Origin of the sequence: Micromonospora sp. BQ11, assembly GCF_052068135.1 — a bacterium.
In the GTDB taxonomy this organism is placed as follows: domain Bacteria; phylum Actinomycetota; class Actinomycetes; order Mycobacteriales; family Micromonosporaceae; genus Micromonospora.
In genome coordinates this window covers 169,614-187,757 of the sequence record NZ_JBQHDB010000001.1, presented here as the reverse complement: position 1 = coordinate 187,757, position 18,144 = coordinate 169,614, and the positions used below count along the sequence as shown (strand labels likewise).

Genomic DNA, 18,144 nt, shown 5'->3' with positions numbered 1-18,144 from the left:
TAAACGTCCGCCGCGTCGGCTTTCGCATCGAGGGTCGGAACCAGCAAGATAGGGGGGTTGTGTCCCAGCCCCCTCGATTTCCCCCGGTGGCTCTTCTGTGACTCAGATCCCGACGTGGAGCGGCGGACCAGTCAGTCCCTCCAACGGCCGCGCGACACCCGGCACCACCATCGGTGGGCGGTACTCGTTGCGCTCCTCCGTGGGCAACGGGGGCATGGGCACGGTCTGGCGTGCCACAGACACGCTGTTGCGTCGTGACGTGGCCGTCAAGGAGGTCGTGCTGCCGCCGGGGCTCGCCCCGAGCGACCGCGACGCCATGTACGAGCGCACCCTCCGCGAGGCGCGCGCCGCCGCCGCGATCCAGCACCCGGCCGTGGTGCAGGTGTACGACGTGGTCACCGAGGGCGGGCGGCCCTGGATCGTGATGGAGCTGCTGGACGCCCGCAGCCTCGCCGACATGGTGATCGAGGACGGCCCGGTCGCGCAGCGGGTGGTGGCCAAGATCGGCATCGCGCTGCTCGGCGCGCTGGAGGTGGCGCACGCGATCGGCGTGCTGCACCGCGACGTCAAGCCGGCCAACGTGCTGATCTGCTCCGACGGCCGCTGCGTGCTGACCGACTTCGGCGTCGCCCGGATGCCGACCGACGTGCAGCTCACCACCCCCGGAATGGTGCTCGGCTCGCCGCACTTCATCTCTCCGGAGCGGGCGATGGGCCAGGACTTCGGGCCCCCCAGCGACCTGTTCTCCCTCGGCGTGACCCTCTACACGGCGGTGGAGGGCCGACCCCCGTTCGACAAGGGCGACCCGATCGAGACGATGCACGCCGTCGTCGAGGACCCGCCGGCCCCGCCGCAGCGCAGCGGCCCGCTGACGCGCGTGCTCATGGGCCTGCTGGAGAAGGACCCGGCCCGCCGGCTGGACGTGCACACCGCCCGGGCCATGCTCCGTGAGCTGCTGGCCGGCCCGTTGACCAGCACCGCCGCCGCGGTGAACTCGGTGACCGACCCCTATTCGGTGGTGCCGGTGCAGCGGCCGGTGCCGACCCCGCCACCGGCGGCCCCGGAGCCGAAGCCGAGCGGCCACATCGGCGGGCGCGCGATGCTCGCCGAGGGCGAGTCGCTGACCGACCGGCTGGCCGCGCTGCGCCGCGGTGACCGGCCGAAGACCGCCGCGGCAGGCACGAACGCGATGGACGACACCAGCGCCGACGCGCTGGCCGGCCCGCTGCACACCCCCACCGGCGCGATACCGGCACCGCCCGGCCCCGCCGCACCGACCACCGGCCGCACCTACGGCGGTTCCGACACCACCCAGCGGATCAGCGGTTCCGACACCACCCAGCGCATCGGCGGCGGCCGGCCGGACGCCACCCAGCCGGTGACGTACGGGCAGCCGGAGGCCACCCAGCGGATCGGCGGCGCGTACGGCGGTGGTCAGTGGTCGGTGCCGGGCACCGGTCAGGCGTGGACCGCGCCGGCCGCCGCGTCCACCCCCGGCGGCTCCGGCGGCGGGGCGGTCGACCGCCTGCGTGGCGCCGGTGGCCGTCTGGTCGCCACCGTCCAGGGCTGGCCGCGCAAGGTCCAGCTCGCCGCGGCCGGCGGCCTGGTCGTCCTGCTGCTGCTGGGGTCGGTGGTCCTGTTCAGCGACGGCGACGACCCGGCGCCGCCCGCACCGCAGGCCGGGTCGACCACCCCGGCTCCGGCCGGTGCCGTCCCGGAGATGGTGGAGCACTCCGCCAAGGGCGTTCGCGTGATGGTGCCCAAGGGCTGGCAGCGCAAGAGCGCGGGCGACTGGGTCGACTACGTCGACCCCGAGGACGACGGCCGTAAGGTGCGGATCCTGGTGGAGAAGTTCAGCACCACCTCGGTGCGCTGGTCCGAGGTCGCGGAGGAGGGGCTGCGGAGCCGCTCGAAGTCCTGCACGAAGCCGTACGCGCAGGTCGATCGCAAGGACGAGGTGCCCCTGGCGGGCATGCCGGCCGCCGAATTCGAGTACACCTGCGGCGAGGGCGACGCCAAGCGCCACGGCGTGTGGCGGGGTGTCGTGCACGACGGCAGGGCGTACTCCTTCTACCTCACCTCCAACGACGTGAAGTTCGAGGAGAGCAGGCCGATCTTCGACGAGATGGTGAAGACGTTCCAGCTCACCGAGGCCGGCTGAGTCGAGGGCGAACCGCCCGGGTGATCCGGCGGCGTGCTATCAAGAGGCATGCCGGCGGACACCACTGACATCGACGACATTCGCGAGCGGGCCCGACGCTGGGTCGAGGACGATCCCGACCCGGCCAGCCGGGAGGAACTCCGGGCGGTGCTCGACCAGCTGCCGGCGAGCGCACCGGAACTGGCCGACCGCTTCGCCGGCCCGCTGACCTTCGGCACCGCCGGGCTGCGCGGCCCGCTCCGGGCCGGTCCGAACGGCATGAACCTCGCGGTGGTCACGCAGGCCGCCGCCGGGCTCGTCGGCTGGCTCGACGCCCAGGGCGGGTCCGGTCCGCTGGTGATCGGGTACGACGCCCGGCGCGGCTCCCGGGAGTTCGCCGAGCGCACCGCCCAGGTGGCCACCGGCGCGGGTCGGCCAGCGCTGCTGCTGCCCGGGCCGCTGCCCACGCCGGTGCTCGCGTACGCGGTGCGCAAGCTCGACGCGGTCGCCGGCGTGATGGTGACCGCCAGCCACAACCCGCCGCAGGACAACGGCTACAAGGTCTACCTCGGCGCCCAGCTCGGCGGTGAGCTGGGGGCGGGTGCGCAGATCGTGCCGCCGGCCGACGCCGGCATCGAGGCCGCGATCCGGGCCGTCGGCCCGCTGACCGAGGTGCCGCTCGGTCCGCCCGGGCAGATGCTCGGCGACGATTTGGCCACGTCGTACGTGGAGCGTGCTGTCGCGGTGATCGACCCGGGCGGCCCGCGTGACCTCAACGTCGCGTACACGCCGTTGCACGGCGTCGGCGCCGCCGTGCTCACCGCCGCGTTCACCCGGGCCGGCTTTCCGGTCCCCGGCGTGGTGCCCGAGCAGGCCGAGCCGGACCCACGGTTCCCCACCGTCTCCTTCCCCAACCCGGAGGAGCCGGGCGCGGTGGACCGCCTCGTCGCGCTCGCCGAGACCACCGGCGCGGACATCGCCATCGCCAACGACCCGGACGCGGACCGGTGCGCGGTGGTGGTACGGGAGACCGACCGCGCGGCCAGCGCCTCCGGCGAGGTCGCCGGCCCGGGCGGTACGGACCCGACCCGTCCCGGATGGCGGATGCTGCGCGGCGACGAGGTGGGCGTGCTGCTGGCCGACCACCTGATGCGACGGGGCGTCACCGGCCTGTACGCCACCACGATCGTGTCGTCGTCCCTGCTGCGGGCGATGTGCGCCGCCCGGGGCCTGCCGTACGACGAGACGTTGACCGGGTTCAAGTGGATCGTGCGGGCCGGCGGCGGTGCCGAGCCGCTGGTCTTCGGCTACGAGGAGGCGCTCGGCTACTGCGTCGCCCCGGGCCACGTCCGCGACAAGGACGGCATCACCGCGGCGCTGACCGTTGCCGAGCTGGCAGCCGGCCTCAAGGCGCGGGGTCGCACGCTCACCGACCGGCTGGACGAGTTGGCCGCCGAGTTCGGCGTGCACCTCACCGATCAGCTGTCGGTACGGGTGGACGACCTGCGGGTGATCGCCGACGCGATGGCCCGCGTCCGCGCCGCCACGCCGACCGCCCTGCTCGGGCAGCCGGTCACCGAGGCACAGGACCTGCTCCCCGAGGCGGACGTGGTGATCCTCCGTACCGGGGCGGCCCGTGTGGTGATCCGCCCGTCGGGCACCGAGCCGAAGCTGAAGGCGTACCTGGAGGTGGTGGAGCCGGTCGCGGACGGCGACGTGGCCGCCGCCCGCACCCGCGCGGAGGCCGCCGTCGCCGCGCTGCGCACCGAGATCGCCACCGCACTGGGCCTGTAAGGAAGGGCCCCCGCTTAACGCCTGCGGTAGAGGAAGGGCCCCTTCTTAACACCGAGTGTTAAGAAGGGGCCCTTCCTTGCACCCCGGGCGGGGCGCGGGTCAGGGGCGCTTGCCGAGGGCCTGGTCCACGGCGCGGGCGAGAGCGGCGACGACCAGGCCGACGCTGGGACGGACCACCGAGTCGTCGAGGCTGACGTTGCCGGAGAAGCCCGCGCCGCCGGCGATCTCCTCAAGCCGGCGGTGGGCGTCGACGGCGGCCTCGCCGGTCAGGCCGAGTGCCGGCTCCATCCTCAGCACCGCGACCAGGGTGGCCAGTGCGGCCGTGCGCTCGTCGGGAAGCTGCCCGTCGGCGAGCGCCTCCCCCAGCCGGCGCCGGCTGTCCTGCTCCACCGACAGGTCGGCCGCCGGGTACCGGTGCACCACGATGAAGCCCAGTTCGGTCTCCTCGACGTCGCGGACCAGGCCACGCCCCACCAGGTCACCGAGGATGCGGTCGCGCAGGCCGTGGCGCAGGCGCTGCACCCAGGAGGACGGGCTGTGCGGGGTGTCGTCGACGATCCGGGCGAGGACCGCGTCCAGGATCGGCTCGCCGACCGGCGTCGGGTCGATCGCCGCCAGGGAGCCGTCGGCGTACGCGATCCGGCCGGCCAGCGCCAGTTCCACCAGCACGGCCGCCGCCATGCCCAGGTCGAGGCTGATCCGGGGCATGGTCGCCTTGCCGGTCTCATCGTCGTACGCCAACAGCAGCAGCTCTTCGGCGAGCGCAACACCAGTCATGGCCCGAGACGGTAGCGGGTGGGGGTGTCTTCCCGCGCGGCAACGCGCCTGACCGTCCGGGACACGACGACGGCCCGCCGGGCGGACCGGCGGGCCGGGAGCCGGCGTCAGAACCGGGGCATGCCGCCGAACTGCCGGTCGCCGGCGTCGCCGAGGCCCGGGACGATGAACATCCGGTCGTTCAGGCCCTCGTCGATGGAGGCGGTGACCAGGCGCAACGGCAGGCCGGACCGCTCCAGCCGCTCGATGCCGACCGGTGCGGCGAGCACGCACAGCACGGTGATGTCGGTGCAGCCCCGGTCGGCCAGGAGCCGGCAGCAGTGCTCCAGCGAGCCGCCGGTGGCCAGCATCGGGTCGAGCACCAGCACCGGCAGGCCGGACAGGTCGCGGGGCAGCGACTCCATGTACGCGCGCGGCTCGTACGTCTCCTCGTCGCGGGCGAGGCCCACGAAGCCCATCGACGACTCCGGCAGCAGACCCAGCGCGGCGTCGGCCATGCCGAGACCCGCCCGCAGCACCGGCACCAGCAGCGGCGGGTTGGCCAGCCGGGTGCCCTGGGTGCCGGTGACGGGGGTCTCCACCGGGTACGTCTCGATCGGGAAGGAGCGGGCGGCCTCGTACACCAGCATGGTGGTGAGTTCGTGCAGCGCCGCCCGGAACGAGGAGGAATCGGTGCGCGCGTCCCGCATGGCGGTCAGCCGCGACTGGGCCAGCGGGTGGTCAATGACGTGTACGTCCACGGTCGCTCAACCTACCCGCCCGTCGCCCGGGGCACGGGCGGTGTGGCCGGACCAGCGACATCGCTCACCGGCCGCCGAAGTGACCAAGATCACTCACCCGGTGGATGCGTAGACTTCGGGGCATGACGGCGACAGCGACGTCGGCCCGGTCGGAGCTCTCCGAGCTGGGACGATCCGAGACCGCTCTGCGGACCTTCCTGCACGGCCTGCCCGGCGTGGACCAGGTCGGCGCGGAGCAGCGGGCGGCACAGCTCGGCACCCGCTCCATCAAGACCACCGCCAAGGCCCAGGCGATCGACCTGGCCATCCGGATGGTCGACCTGACCACCCTGGAGGGGGCGGACACCCCCGGCAAGGTGCGGGCACTCGCGGCGAAGGCTCTGCGCCCCGACCCGGCCGACCCGAGCTGCCCGCACGTCGGCGCGGTCTGCGTCTACCCGGCGATGGTCCCGTACGTGGCCGAGGTGCTGCGCGGCAGTGGCGTACACCTGGCCAGCGTGGCGACCGCGTTCCCGTCCGGGCAGGCCCCGCTGGAGATCAAGCTCGCCGACACCCGGGCCGCCGTCGAGGCCGGTGCCGACGAGATCGACATGGTGATCAACCGGGGCGCGTTCCTGGCCGGGCGCTACAAGGAGGTCTACGACGAGATCGTGGCCACCAAGGAAGCCTGCGGGGACGCCCACCTCAAGGTGATCCTGGAGACCGGCGAGCTGGCCACGTACGACAACGTGCGCCGCGCCTCCTGGCTGGCCATGCTCGCCGGCGGCGACTTCATCAAGACCTCCACCGGCAAGGTCCCGGTGGCCGCGACGCTCCCGGTGACCCTGGTGATGCTGGAGGCGGTCCGCGACTTCCGCGCCGCCACCGGCGTTCAGGTCGGCGTGAAGCCGGCCGGCGGCATCAAGACCACCAAGGACGCGATCAAGTACCTGGTGATGGTCAACGAGACCGTCGGCGCGGACTGGCTGGACCCGGCCTGGTTCCGGTTCGGCGCGTCCAGCCTGCTCAACGACCTGCTCATGCAGCGGACCAAGCTGACGACCGGCGTCTACTCCGGTCCCGACTACTTCACCCTGGACTGAGAGTGATGTTCGAATACGCGCCCGCCCCCGAGTCCCGCTCGGTGGTGGACCTCAAGCCCTCCTACGGACTGTTCATCGACGGGCGGTTCGTCGACCCGACCGACGGTGGCAGCTTCAAGTCGATCAACCCGGCCTCCGAGGAGGTCCTGGCCGACGTCGCCGAGGCCGGCGCGCAGGACGTGGACCGCGCGGTCCGCGCGGCGCGTCAGGCGTACGAGACGGTGTGGGGTCCGATGGCGGGCCGGGACCGGGCCAAGTACCTGTTCCGGATCGCCCGGATCATCCAGGAGCGCTCCCGCGAGCTGGCGGTGCTGGAGTCCCTGGACAACGGCAAGCCGATCAAGGAGTCCCGCGACGTCGACCTGCCGTTGGTCGCCGCGCACTTCTTCTACTACGCCGGCTGGGCGGACAAGCTGGAGCACGCCGGTTTCGGTGCGAACCCGCGCCCGATCGGTGTGGCCGCGCAGGTCATCCCGTGGAACTTCCCGCTGCTGATGCTGTCCTGGAAGATCGCCCCGGCGCTCGCGGCCGGCAACACGGTGGTGCTGAAGCCGGCCGAGACGACCCCGCTGACCGCGCTGCTCTTCGCGGAGATCTGCCAGCAGGCGGACCTGCCGCCCGGCGTCGTCAACATCGTCACCGGGGCCGGCGACACCGGTCGCGCCCTGGTCGAGCACGCGGGCGTGGACAAGGTGGCCTTCACCGGCTCCACCGAGGTCGGCCGGGCCATCGCCCGGTCGGTCGCCGGCACCCGCAAGAAGCTCACCCTGGAGCTGGGCGGCAAGGCCGCCAACATCGTCTTCGACGACGCCCCGATCGACCAGGCCGTCGAGGGGATCGTCAACGGCATCTTCTTCAACCAGGGGCACGTCTGCTGCGCCGGCTCCCGGCTGCTGATCCAGGAGTCCGTGGCCGACCGGTTGCTGGAGTCGCTCAAGCGCCGGATGGCGCAGCTGCGCGTCGGCGACCCGCTGGACAAGAACACCGACATCGGCGCGATCAACTCCGCCGCCCAGCTGGAGCGGATCCGCGAGCTGTCCGACGCCGGGTCCGCGGAGGGCGCCGAGCGCTGGTCACCGCCGTGCGAGCTGCCCGATCGCGGGTTCTGGTTCGCGCCGACCATCTTCACCGGCGTGACCCAGGCACACCGCATCGCCCGCGAGGAGATCTTCGGGCCGGTGCTGTCCGTGCTGACCTTCCGCACCCCGGCCGAGGCCGTGGAGAAGGCCAACAACACGCCGTACGGGCTGTCGGCCGGTATCTGGACCGACAAGGGCTCCCGGATCCTGTGGATGGCCGACCGGCTCCGCGCCGGGGTGGTGTGGGCCAACACGTTCAACAAGTTCGACCCCACCTCGCCGTTCGGCGGCTACAAGGAGTCGGGCTACGGTCGCGAGGGCGGCCGGCACGGGCTGGAGGGCTACCTCAATGTCTGAGCGGGTCGCGGTACGCAAGACGTACAAGCTCTTCATCGGCGGGAAGTTCCCGCGCAGCGAGTCGGGACGGTCGTATCTCGTGCAGGACGCGAATGTCTCCCTGGCCTCCCGCAAGGACGCGCGGGACGCCGTCGTCGCCGCCCGGGCCGCCGTCAAGGGGTGGGCCGGGGCGACCGCGTACAACCGGGGTCAGATCCTCTACCGGGTGGCCGAGATGCTGGAGGGACGCCGCGAGCAGTTCGTGGCCCTGGGCGCTCCCGCCGACGAGGTCGACGCGGCGATCGACCGCTGGGTCTGGTACGCCGGCTGGTCCGACAAGCTCTCGCAGGTGTACGGCGGCGCCAACCCGGTCGCCGGCCCGTACTTCAACCTGTCCTCGCCCGAGCCGACCGGCGTGGTGGCCGCGGTGGCCCCGGAGTCCCCGGCGCTGCTCGGCCTGGTCAGCGTGATCGCCCCGGCGATCGTCACCGGCAACACGGCGGTCGTGGCGGCCTCACCGTCGGCACCGCTGGCGGCGGTGACCCTGGCCGAGGTGCTGGCCACCTCCGACCTGCCCGGCGGGGTGGTCAACATCCTGACCGGCCGGATCGCCGAGACCGCGCCGACGCTGGCGAGCCACATGGACGTCAACGCGATCGACCTGTCCGGGGTGACCGACGCCGACCTGGCGGCCGACCTGGAGGTCAAGGCCGCGGAGAACCTGAAGCGGGTGCTCCGGCCCGCCCCGGCCGACCACGACTGGACCGCCGACCCCGGGATCACCCGCATGACGACCCTCCTGGAGACAAAGACCGTCTGGCACCCCAAGGGCGTCTAACCCCACCCACCCCGCCCGCCCCGCCCGCAGTTTCGGGGAAAGTGTCGCCATTTCCGCGCTGATGGCCACTCTTTCTCTGAAACTGCACGTGGGGTGGGGTGGGGAGCACGTGGGGGGTGGGCGGCGGGGTGGGGGTGGGTCTACTACGAGGGGTAGGATTGACGGCGTGACTCGGTTGGGCGATCTTGAGCGTGCGGTGATGGACGTGCTGTGGGACTCGGTCCCGGGCACGTCGGACGGTGTCACCGTCCGCGAGGTCGCGGACGCCCTGGACGGGCGTGAGCTGGCGTACACCACCGTCATGACGGTGCTGGACCGGCTCGCCGGCAAGGGCATGGTCCAGCGCGAACGCGAGGGCCGTGCGTGGCGGTACCGGGCGGCGGCCAGCCGGGAGGCGTACATCGCCCAGCTCATGCTTGACGCGCTCGACCTCGGCGGCAGCCGGGACGCGGCGCTCGTCCGCTTCGCCCGGTCGGTGACCGGCACCGAGGCGGACGTGCTCCGCGCGGCGCTCGGTGCCGAGGCCGGGTTGAGCGAGCCCGCCGACGGCACCGGCGGACTGTCCGACCGGGTCGAGGACCCGCACGCCGGCCGGGGCCGGCGCACCGACGAGGCAGTGGACCGGTAGGGCGGCGGCCATGGCCTTCGCGGTGCACTTCGGCGTCACGATGCTGGCCTGCTGGCTGGTCGCGCAGGTGCTGGCCCGGTCCACCTGGACGTGGCGGGCCCCCCGGGTCGCGATCGTCTGCTGGCAGGCGGTCGGGCTGGCCCTGGGGTTGTCCGCGATGGGGCTGCCGATGGCGCTGGGCCTGACCGCGTACGACCGGCCGACCGGCAGCGCCCTGCTGGCCCTGGTCGACGATCTCGCCCACGGCACGCTGCCGGTCGGGCTGGGCGCCGCGCACCTCGGGCTGGTCGGCGTCGGCTTCGGCATCGGCGCGGTGCTGCTGACCACCACGGTACGCAGCATCAACGCCGCGGTACGCGCCCAGCGCCGGCACCGGGACCTGCTCTCCCTGGTGGCCCGGAAGGACCCCACCATCCCCGGCGCGCTGGTGCTCGACCACCCGAGCGCGGCGGCGTACTGCCTGCCGGGCGTGCGGCCGCGGGTGGTGGTCAGCGCGGGGACGCTCGACCTGCTGGACCGTGCCGAACTGGACGCCGTGCTCACCCACGAGCGGGCGCACGCGCAGGAGCGTCACGACCTCGTGCTGCTGCCGTTCACCGCGCTCTGCCGGGCGCTGCCGTGGTTCGGCTGGGTACGCCGGGCACACGAGCGGGTGGCCCTGCTGGTGGAGATGCGGGCCGACGACAAGGCGCGTGCGGTGCACGCCGAGGCTCCACTGGCCGGGGCGCTGCGTCGCTTCGCCGCCGCCGGCAACCGGGTCACCCCGGCCGGCGCGCTCGGCATGGGCGACCGGGATCTGGACGTCCGGGTCCAGCGGCTGCTGGTGGCCGACCGCCCGCCCCGGGTCGTCGGGGCCGTCGCGCTGGCCGTCGCGGGCACCCTGGTCGCGCTGCCGGTCTCCCTCTTCCTGAGCTGACCCGCCCGCCGGACACGGCGTCGGCCACCGGAACGGGCCGACGGGCTCAGTGCTGACCCAGCCAGTCGACGACCGCGGTGAGGACGCGGGTGTCGACGGGCCGGACGACGTCGCGGCGGTAGCTGCGCAGGGTCGGCGGGCCGGGCTGGCTGCGCAGAATGTGGCTGAGGTCGTCGATCAGGACGGTTCGCGCACGGTCACCCAGCATCGTGCCGATGACGTCCAAGTCCTGCGGTGGCGCCTGCAGGTCCTTGCCGCCGGCCAGGGCGAGGACGGGTACGCCGAGGCGGGCGAGGTCGGGCGTCGGGTCGTGCGCCATGAACTCACGAAACCAGCGGGCGTTGACCCGTACCCCGCCGAGACGGGCGACGTCACCGGTGCTCGCGCGTAGCCGCTCGTGGTTGCGTGCCACCCGTGCGCGGAGGTCGACGCGCAGCAGGCGCAGCACCGCGCCTACCGGTGCCGGCAGGTCGTGGGCCACCTGGTCGGCCTGCCAGCGCAGCACCTCGGCGCCGGAGCGGGCGGTGGGCGAGAGCAGGACCGCGCCGGCGACCGGCGGGGTGTCGCCGGCCAGCAGGGCGATGGTCACGACGGCGCCTTCGCTGTGGCCCAGGACGAACAACCGGTCCGGGTCGACGCCGGGTCGGGCGCGCAGGGTGCCGAGGGCGGCGCGGGCGTCGGCGACGTTGTCGTGCAGGCCGGTGGCGAGGAAGGTGCCGCTGCTGGCACCGGCGCCTCGTTTGTCGTAGCGCAGGCTCGCCAGGCCCGCGTCGTGCAGGGCGACGGCGAGCTGGCGGGAGATGTCCAGCCGCAGCCGCCGGTGGTTGCCATCGCGGTCCAGGGGCCCGCTACCGGCGAGGATCAACACGCCGGGGACGGACCGGTCGACGTGCGGGCGGGTGATGGTGCCGGCAAGCGTAGCGCCGGCGGACCGGAAGGTGATGTCGGTCTCGGGCATGTCCTACTCCCGGTTGAGGGCGGCGGCGGCGGTGTGGGCGTCCGGGGTGGAGACCAGGATGGTGTCGTACCGCTGCCGGTCGAGGGTCAGCCGGAGCGTGGGTACGCCGCGCCGGACCGCGACGTACTGCCGGGCACTCCGGCCGCGCCAGGTGCCCACCTTCATCCAGCCCGGAATCGCCAGGCCGGGTGCGCGCAGTCCGCGCGTGGCGGCCAGGCCGTCGGTGAGGACCTCGGCGGTGCGGACGGCCGAGCGCGGCAGGTCGAGGTCGCCGTGCAGCGCGAAGATCTTCTCGAGGGGGCGGAGCCGGATCCGCACCCGGTCGGTGGTGACGTGGACGGTGCTCATGACGGCACTCCTTCTTTCGTTCTCATTCTTGATAACGATATCACCGATGATAGCGTTACCGCCGGAGGTGTCGATGACCACCAGCGCGGAACTACTGCTGCACCCCGTACGCCTGCGAGTCGTGCAGGCACTGCTCGGCGGACGGGAGCTGACCACCGCCGACCTGCGGGCGGTGCTGACCGACGTGCCACCGGCGACGCTCTACCGCCAGGTGAACACGCTCGTCGTCGCCGGCGTCCTGGAGGTGACCGCCGAGCGCAGGGTGCGCGGCGCGGTCGAGCGCACGTTCCGGCTACGCGCGGAGCGGGCGTCGGTGACCGAAGAGGAACTGGCGGCGATGTCCGTGGCGGAACACCGCGTCGCGTTCACCACCTTCGTCGCCGGCCTGCTGGCCGACTTCGACCGCTACCTCGCCGAGGGCGACGCCGACCTGGCCCGGGACCTCGCCGGCTACCGCATGGCGGGCTTCTACGCCACCGATGCCGAGTTGCGGCAGGTGATCACGACGATCCAGGAGGCGGTACGCCCCTACGCGCAGGCGGGGCCGGGCCCGGGGCGCACCCGGCGCCTGCTGGCGACGATCCTGCTGCCGGAGCCGACGAGCGGGCCGAGGATCGCCGGCGAGACGGACGAGCGGCCCGGGTGAGGCCAGCGCCTCGGGGCGGATAAGTAGAACACCTACGTGTAGGCTTCCTACAAGAAAGCGTCGACGTGTGGAGCCTCCATGGACACCCTGCTTCTCGCGCGCCTGCAGTTCGCCACCACGACCTCGCTGCACTTCCTGTTCGTGGTGGTCACCCTCGGCCTGGTGACACTGCTGGTCGGCATGCAGACCGCCGGGTTCGTCACGGGCAACCCGAAGTGGGAGCGGCTGACCCGGTTCTGGGGCCAGCTCTACGTGATCAACTATGTCCTCGGGATCGCCACCGGCCTGGTGATGGAGTTCCAGTTCGGGCTGAACTGGAGTGGCCTGTCGCGCTACGTCGGCAACGTGTTCGGGGCGCCCCTGGCGATCGAGACACTTGTCGCCTTCTTCCTGGAGTCGACCTTCCTCGGCATGTGGATCTTCGGCTGGCACCGGCTCCGCCCGGCCGTTCACCTGGCCCTGCTGTGGGGCGTGGCGATCACCGCGTACGCCTCGGCGTTCTGGATCATGGTGGCCAACGCCTGGTTGCAGAACCCGGTCGGCTACCAGGTCCGGGACGGGATCGCCCACCTCACCGACTTCTCCGCGCTGCTGGCCAACCCCACCTTCGGCATGGCCTTCGGGCACGTGGTCGCGGCGTCCCTGCTGACCGGCGGGATGCTGATGGCCGCGGTCAGCGCGTGGCACCTGATCCGTCGTACGCCGGACCACACCCTCTTCCGCACCTCGCTGCGGATCGGTGTGGTCACCGCGGCGGTGTCGATCAGCCTGGTGCAGGGCTTCGGCTTCGCCCAGTTCGGCCCGGTCAACGACCTCCAGCCCACCAAGTTCGGCGGCACACCGGCCGCCGACGCGCTGGTCGCCGAGTGGACGACCACGTTCGGCCCGGGCGACTACGAACCGCCGGCGCTGTCCAGCGTCGGTCTCGGCTTCATGATCCTCATCGGTTTCGGGCTCGGCCTGCTGTGGTTGCTGGTCCCCCTGCTCTGGCGGGACTGGATCATCCGACTGCGGTTCCCGCTCTGGTTGCTCCTGCTGGCCCTGCCGCTGCCCTTCGTGGCGGTGATCCTCGGCTGGATCGCCCGCGAGGTCGGCCGGCAGCCCTGGGTGGCGTACGGGCTGCTGCCCACCGACCGGGCGGTCAGCGGGGTCGATCCGGGCGTGATGCTCGCCTCGCTGATCGGCTTCACCCTGCTGCTCGGCACCCTCGCGGTCACCAACTGGGTGCTGCTGGCGAAGCACGCCGCCCGGGGTGCCGCCGATCCTCCGCTCGGCCGCCGGCCCGATCACCGGCCGGCCGACGACGCCCGCCCCGAAACCGTCCTCGCCGGATAGGAGCCGATCGTGGAACTCGCCTGGTACGCCCTGCTCGGGGCCTTCTTCGCCGGGTACCTCGTGCTCGGCGGCTACGACTACGGCGTCGGCCTGCTGCTGGCCCGCCGGACCGCACCGGCCGACCGGCGGGCCACCCTGAACGCGGTCGGCCCGTTCTTCCTCGGCAACGAGGTCTGGCTCGTCGCCGCCGTCGGCATCCTCTTCGGAGCGTTTCCGACGCTGGAGGGGGAACTGCTCTCCGGCCTCTACCCGGCGGTCGTCGGCGCGCTGACCGGGGTGATTCTGGTGACCGTCGGGGTGCAGCTGCGCAGCCGCCCGGCCGGGGCGGGCGCCCGGTCGGCCTGGGACCGGGTGGTCGCCGTGGGCGGCCTGCTGGCCGCCCTCGGGTGGGGTGCGGTGCTCGCCGGGCTGCTCCAGGGCGTACCGCTGCACGCCGACGGTCACGTGACCGGGGTGACCCACCTCTTCACCCCGTTCGCGGCGAGCGTCGGGCTGGCCCTGGTCGCGCTGGTCGCCGCGCACGGTGCGACGTTCCTCACCCTCCGGCTGCCGGTCGCCGACGCCGCGCCGGCCGGGCGGCTGGCCCGCCGGCTGATCCCGGTGGCGCTCGCCGCGGTCGGCGCGGCCACCGTGCTGGGCCTGCTCTCCGAGGGCGTACGCGCCGCGGCGCAGCGCCCGGCGGTCGGCGTACTCCTGCTGGCGTTGCTGGTCGCGGCGCTGCTGGGGGCCCGGGTGGCGCTCGCCCGGCGGCGGCCGGGACTCGCCTTCGCCGCCACCTCGGCGGCCCTGGCGCTGCCGGTGGTGCTGGTCGGGGCGACCCTCTGGCCCTACGCGCTGGTGTCCACCGTCGATCCCGCCGCCTCGCTGACCGTGGCCGACGCGGCGGCCAGCGAGCCCACCCTGCGGCTGCTGGGTTGGCTGACGGTGCCGCTCGTACCGGCCCTACTAGGCTTTCAGGCGATGTGCTGGTGGGTTTTCCGGGGACGGACCGACGGCAGGGCACCGGTGTACTGGTGAACCGCCGTCCCTTCGACCCGCGTCTGCTGCGCCGGGTCCCCGCGGCCCGGCGCGACCTCGCCGTGCTCGCGCTCCTCGGCGTGCTCGCCGCCGGACTGGTCGTGGCGCAGGCCACCGCGCTGGCGGCGCTGCTGGCCACCGCGTTCGAGGGTCAGCTCGACCGGCCGGCGCTGGCCGGGTTCGTGGCGGCGGTGGCGGCCCGGTCGTTGCTGGTGTGGGCGCAGGGAACGGTGTCGGCGCGGATCGCGGCGACCGTCAAGGCGGCGCTGCGCGTGCAGCTGCTCGACGCGGTCGGCCGGCACGGGCCCGGCTGGGTCGCCGGGCAGCGGGCCGGCCAGCTCGCCACCCTCGCCGGGCGCGGGCTGGACGCGCTGGACGCCTACTTCACCGGGTACCTGCCGCAGCTCGTGCTCAGCGTGACCGTGCCGGTGGCGGTGCTGGCGCGGGTCTTCGTCGCCGACTGGAGCTCGGCGCTGATCATCGCGGCCACCCTGCCGCTGATTCCGATCTTCGGCGCGCTGCTCGGCTGGCAGGCGCAGGCCGCCACGGAACGCCAGTGGCGGCGACTCTCCCTGCTCGGCGGGCACTTCCTCGACATGATCGCCGGGCTGCCCACGCTGCGGACCTTCGGCCGCGCCCGCGCCCAGACGGACGTGGTCCGCCGGATGGCCGACGGGCACCGCCGGGCCACGATGAAGACCCTGCGGATCGCGTTCCTGTCGGCGCTGGTGCTGGAGCTGGTCGCCACCCTGTCGGTGGCGCTGGTCGCGGTGCCGGTGGGCATCCGGCTGCTCTCCGGTGGGCTCACCCTCTCCACCGCACTGCTGGTGCTGCTGCTCACCCCGGAGGCGTACCTCCCGCTCCGTACCGCCGGCAGCCGCTTCCACGCCAGCATGGAGGGCCTCACCGCGCTCAACGACGCCTTCCAGGTCGTCGAGGGCGCGCCCGCTCCCGCCGGCGGAGGCGGCCGTCCGGTGCCGGACGGGCGGGGCGAGATCCGGTTCGAGTCGGTCACCGTCGCGTACGAGCGGACCACCGCCCTCCGCGACGTCACACTGACCATCCGGCCCGGCGAGCGGATCGCGGTGGTCGGGCCGAGCGGCGCCGGCAAGAGCACCCTGATCAACCTGCTGCTCGGCTTCGTGACCCCGACCGACGGTCGTGTCACCGTGGACGGGCTCGACCTCGCCGACGCCGACCCGGACGGCTGGCGCCGGCAGGTGGCCTGGGTGCCGCAGCGCGCCCACCTCTTCGCGGCCACACTTGCCGACAACATCCGCCTGGGCGCCGCCGACACACCGGACGACGCGCTGGCCCGCGCGGTCGGAGACGCCGCGCTGGACGAGGTGGTCGCCGGCCTGCCCGACGGGCTCGCCACCGTCCTCGGCGAACGCGGCCACGGCCTGTCCAGCGGCCAGCGGCAGCGGGTCGCCCTGGCCCGTGCGTTTCTGCGGGACGCCCCGGTGGTGCTGCTCGACGAACCGACCGCCCGACTGGACAGCGCCTCGGAGGCGGTCGTGCTGGAGGCCACCCGTCGGCTGGTCGCCGGCCGCACCGCGCTGCTGGTGGCACACCGGCCCGCGCTGCTCGCCGACGCCGACCGCGTCCTGCGGGTGGAGGACGGCCGGGTCACCGAACTCACCCCGACCCCGGCCGGGGAGGCCACCCGATGACCGGCCGGACCACGTCGCCGGAACGCACCGTGCTGCGGCTCGCGAAGCCCTACCTGAACCGGCTGGTCGGCGCCGGGCTCCTCGCCGCCGCCACCGAGTTCGCCGCACTGGCGCTGATGGCCACCGCCACCTGGCTGCTGATGAGCGCCGCCGGACGCCCCCCGCTGGACCGGCTCACCGTCGCGATCGTGGCGGTCCGGGCGCTGGCCATCGGGCGGGGCGTGCTGCGCTACACCGAACGGCTGGCCGGTCACGACGCCGTACTGCGGCTGGTCACCGACGTCCGGACCCGGGTCTTCGCCACGCTCGCCGCGCGGCGCGACAGCCTCGGGCAGCGCTCCGGCGACGCGCTGAGCCGACTCGTCTCAGACGTCGAGGCGGTCCAGGACCTGCTGCTGCGGGTGCTCGTACCGGCCTCGGGGGCCGCGCTGGTCAGCCTCGTCGCGATCGTCGGTGCCGCCCTGGTCTCGCCGGTCGCCGCCGCCGCGCTCGCCGTCGGACTGCTGGTCGCGGGAGTGGTGCTGCCCGCCCTCGCCACCGCGCTGACCCGGCGTGCCGCCGCCGAGCTGGCACCGCTGCGGGGTGCGCTGGCCACCGACGCGGTCGACCTCACCCACGGCGCCGCCGACCTCGCCGCCTTCGGTGCCACCGGCGACGCCCTGCGGGCCGCCGAGGGTCGTGCGCAGCGCCTCGCCCGGCTGGAGCGCCGCCTCGCCGTCGCCGGCTTCGCGGTGGACGCCGCCGGCGTGCTGGTGGCCGGGCTGACCGCCGGGGCGGTGGTGCTGGCCGCCCTGTCCGCCGGGGTGGACGGGGTGCTCGTCGGCGTCCTGGCGGTCGGCACCCTGGCCGCCGTGGAGATCGCCCTGGCGCTGGTCGGGGCCGCCCGGCAGTGGACCGGCCTGCGCGCCGGGCTGGCCCGGGTCGCCGCCCTCCTGACCACGACTCCGGCACCCGGGGCCGACACGGCTCCCGTGGCCGGGGTGCCGCTGGACGAGCCGCACCACGTCCGGTTCGAGGACGTCACCGTCCGGTACCGGTCCGGTGCCGCGCCCGCGCTGGACGCCTTCGGCCTCGACCTGCCGCCGGGCCGGCGGGTCGCCGTGGTCGGGCCGAGCGGCGCCGGCAAGAGCACCCTGGCGGCCGTGCTGACCGGCGCGGTGCGGCCGGAGAGCGGCCGGGTCGTGCTGGACGGGCGGGACCTGTGGACGTACCCGGCCGAGGAACTGCCCCGTGCCGTCGGTGGGCTGCTCGCCGAGGCGTACGTTTTCCACGCCACGGTCCGGGAGAACCTGCTGCTCGGGCGGTCCGACGCGGGCGAGGACGACCTGGCCGCGGCGACCGCCGCCGCCGGCCTGCTGGAGTGGGTACGCGAGCAGCCCGACGGCTGGCAGACCGTGGTCGGTGAGCAGGGCGGGCAGCTCTCCGGCGGCCAACGGCAACGGCTGGCCCTGGCCCGCGCGCTCCTCGCCGCGCCACCGGTGCTGGTGCTCGACGAGCCGACCGAGGGCCTCGACCCGGCGGCGGCCGACGCGGTCCTCGCCACCGCCCTCGCCGCCACCCCGGTCGACCACTCCGTCCTGCTGATCAGCCACCGGCTGCACGGGCTCGACGGGCTGGACGAGATCGTGGTGCTCGACGCCGGCCGGGTGGTGCAGCGGGGACGGCACGCCGACCTGGTGACCACTCCCGGCTGGTACCGGGACCAGTGGCAGCTCCAGGAGGCCGCCGAGCGCGGCTACCTCGCCCTGGGCACGTAAGGAAGGGCCCCCGCTTAACGCCTGCGGTAGAGGAAGGGCCCCTTCTTAACACGCCGCCGGAGGACGCACGTCGGGGTCCG

Annotated in this window: 15 protein-coding genes and 1 pseudogene; 12 read left to right on the top strand and 4 right to left on the bottom strand. The window is 73.8% G+C overall.

Annotated features, from left to right (window positions below; all coding sequences use genetic code 11):
• The first annotated feature begins 97 nt into the window (after positions 1-97).
• Together ACTMSW_RS00980 and ACTMSW_RS00975 are read left to right on the top strand one after the other, a co-directional pair.
• Positions 98-2,161, top strand: a complete 2,064-nt coding sequence (locus tag ACTMSW_RS00980; protein ID WP_441178467.1) for a serine/threonine-protein kinase — start codon at positions 98-100, stop codon at positions 2,159-2,161.
• 48 nt (positions 2,162-2,209) lie between these two features.
• The gene (locus ACTMSW_RS00975; protein ID WP_441178466.1) at positions 2,210-3,934 is read left to right on the top strand and encodes a phospho-sugar mutase; all 1,725 of its coding nucleotides are present in this window, start codon (positions 2,210-2,212) and stop codon (positions 3,932-3,934) included.
• 99 nt (positions 3,935-4,033) lie between these two features.
• Here the strand turns inward: ACTMSW_RS00975 and ACTMSW_RS00970 are convergent, their stop codons facing one another.
• Positions 4,034-4,711 (bottom strand): GOLPH3/VPS74 family protein, encoded by a 678-nt coding sequence (locus tag ACTMSW_RS00970; RefSeq protein WP_441178465.1) that lies wholly within the window; start codon positions 4,709-4,711, stop codon positions 4,034-4,036.
• Between the two features lie 107 nt (positions 4,712-4,818).
• Positions 4,819-5,451: a uracil phosphoribosyltransferase gene (gene upp / locus ACTMSW_RS00965; RefSeq protein ID WP_441178464.1), complete on the bottom strand. Its 633-nt coding sequence runs from the start codon at positions 5,449-5,451 to the stop codon at positions 4,819-4,821.
• A 122-nt stretch (positions 5,452-5,573) separates the two neighbouring features.
• Between upp and deoC the strand changes: the two genes are divergently transcribed.
• From deoC to ACTMSW_RS00940, 5 genes are all read left to right on the top strand, one after another.
• A complete protein-coding gene (deoC, locus tag ACTMSW_RS00960) occupies positions 5,574-6,533 on the top strand; it encodes a deoxyribose-phosphate aldolase (protein WP_441178463.1) in 960 nt (319 codons plus the stop codon).
• Positions 6,534-6,538: 5 nt separating this feature from the next.
• The gene (locus ACTMSW_RS00955; RefSeq protein WP_441178462.1) at positions 6,539-7,969 is read left to right on the top strand and encodes an aldehyde dehydrogenase family protein; all 1,431 of its coding nucleotides are present in this window, start codon (positions 6,539-6,541) and stop codon (positions 7,967-7,969) included.
• Complete coding sequence (locus ACTMSW_RS00950) at positions 7,962-8,786, top strand: aldehyde dehydrogenase family protein (protein ID WP_441178460.1); 825 nt, start codon at positions 7,962-7,964, stop codon at positions 8,784-8,786. The genes ACTMSW_RS00955 and ACTMSW_RS00950 overlap by 8 nt, the downstream gene beginning before the upstream one ends.
• 166 nt (positions 8,787-8,952) lie before the next feature.
• On the top strand, positions 8,953-9,414 hold the full coding sequence (locus ACTMSW_RS00945) for a BlaI/MecI/CopY family transcriptional regulator (protein ID WP_441178459.1): 462 nt from the start codon (positions 8,953-8,955) through the stop codon (positions 9,412-9,414).
• Between the two features lie 10 nt (positions 9,415-9,424).
• Positions 9,425-10,330 (top strand): M56 family metallopeptidase, encoded by a 906-nt coding sequence (locus ACTMSW_RS00940; protein ID WP_441178458.1) that lies wholly within the window; start codon positions 9,425-9,427, stop codon positions 10,328-10,330.
• A gap of 46 nt (positions 10,331-10,376) precedes the next feature.
• Here ACTMSW_RS00940 and ACTMSW_RS00935 read toward each other — a convergent pair whose 3' ends face one another.
• Both ACTMSW_RS00935 and ACTMSW_RS00930 read right to left on the bottom strand, forming a co-directional pair.
• Positions 10,377-11,288: an alpha/beta hydrolase gene (locus tag ACTMSW_RS00935; RefSeq protein WP_441178457.1), complete on the bottom strand. Its 912-nt coding sequence runs from the start codon at positions 11,286-11,288 to the stop codon at positions 10,377-10,379.
• Positions 11,289-11,291: 3 nt separating this feature from the next.
• Entirely contained in the window at positions 11,292-11,636 is a 345-nt protein-coding gene (locus ACTMSW_RS00930; RefSeq protein ID WP_441178456.1) for a hypothetical protein, read from the bottom strand.
• 73 nt (positions 11,637-11,709) lie between these two features.
• Here ACTMSW_RS00930 and ACTMSW_RS00925 point away from each other — a divergent pair, with 73 nt between their 5' ends.
• The 5 genes and pseudogenes from ACTMSW_RS00925 to cydC form a co-directional block, all read left to right on the top strand.
• Positions 11,710-12,282, top strand: a complete 573-nt coding sequence (locus ACTMSW_RS00925) for a helix-turn-helix domain-containing protein (protein ID WP_441178454.1) — start codon at positions 11,710-11,712, stop codon at positions 12,280-12,282.
• Between the two features lie 78 nt (positions 12,283-12,360).
• Positions 12,361-13,617: a cytochrome ubiquinol oxidase subunit I gene (locus ACTMSW_RS00920; RefSeq protein ID WP_441178453.1), complete on the top strand. Its 1,257-nt coding sequence runs from the start codon at positions 12,361-12,363 to the stop codon at positions 13,615-13,617.
• 9 nt (positions 13,618-13,626) lie between these two features.
• The gene (locus ACTMSW_RS00915) at positions 13,627-14,634 is read left to right on the top strand and encodes a cytochrome d ubiquinol oxidase subunit II (protein ID WP_441178452.1); all 1,008 of its coding nucleotides are present in this window, start codon (positions 13,627-13,629) and stop codon (positions 14,632-14,634) included.
• On the top strand, positions 14,631-16,307 hold the full coding sequence (cydD, locus tag ACTMSW_RS00910) for a thiol reductant ABC exporter subunit CydD (RefSeq protein ID WP_441178451.1): 1,677 nt from the start codon (positions 14,631-14,633) through the stop codon (positions 16,305-16,307). Before ACTMSW_RS00915 ends, cydD begins: the two co-directional genes overlap by 4 nt.
• Positions 16,253-18,064 (top strand): annotated as a pseudogene (gene cydC, locus ACTMSW_RS00905) (thiol reductant ABC exporter subunit CydC); the annotation flags it as partial. The gene cydD and the pseudogene cydC, both read left to right, overlap by 55 nt.
• Between the last annotated feature and the right edge of the window lie 80 nt (positions 18,065-18,144).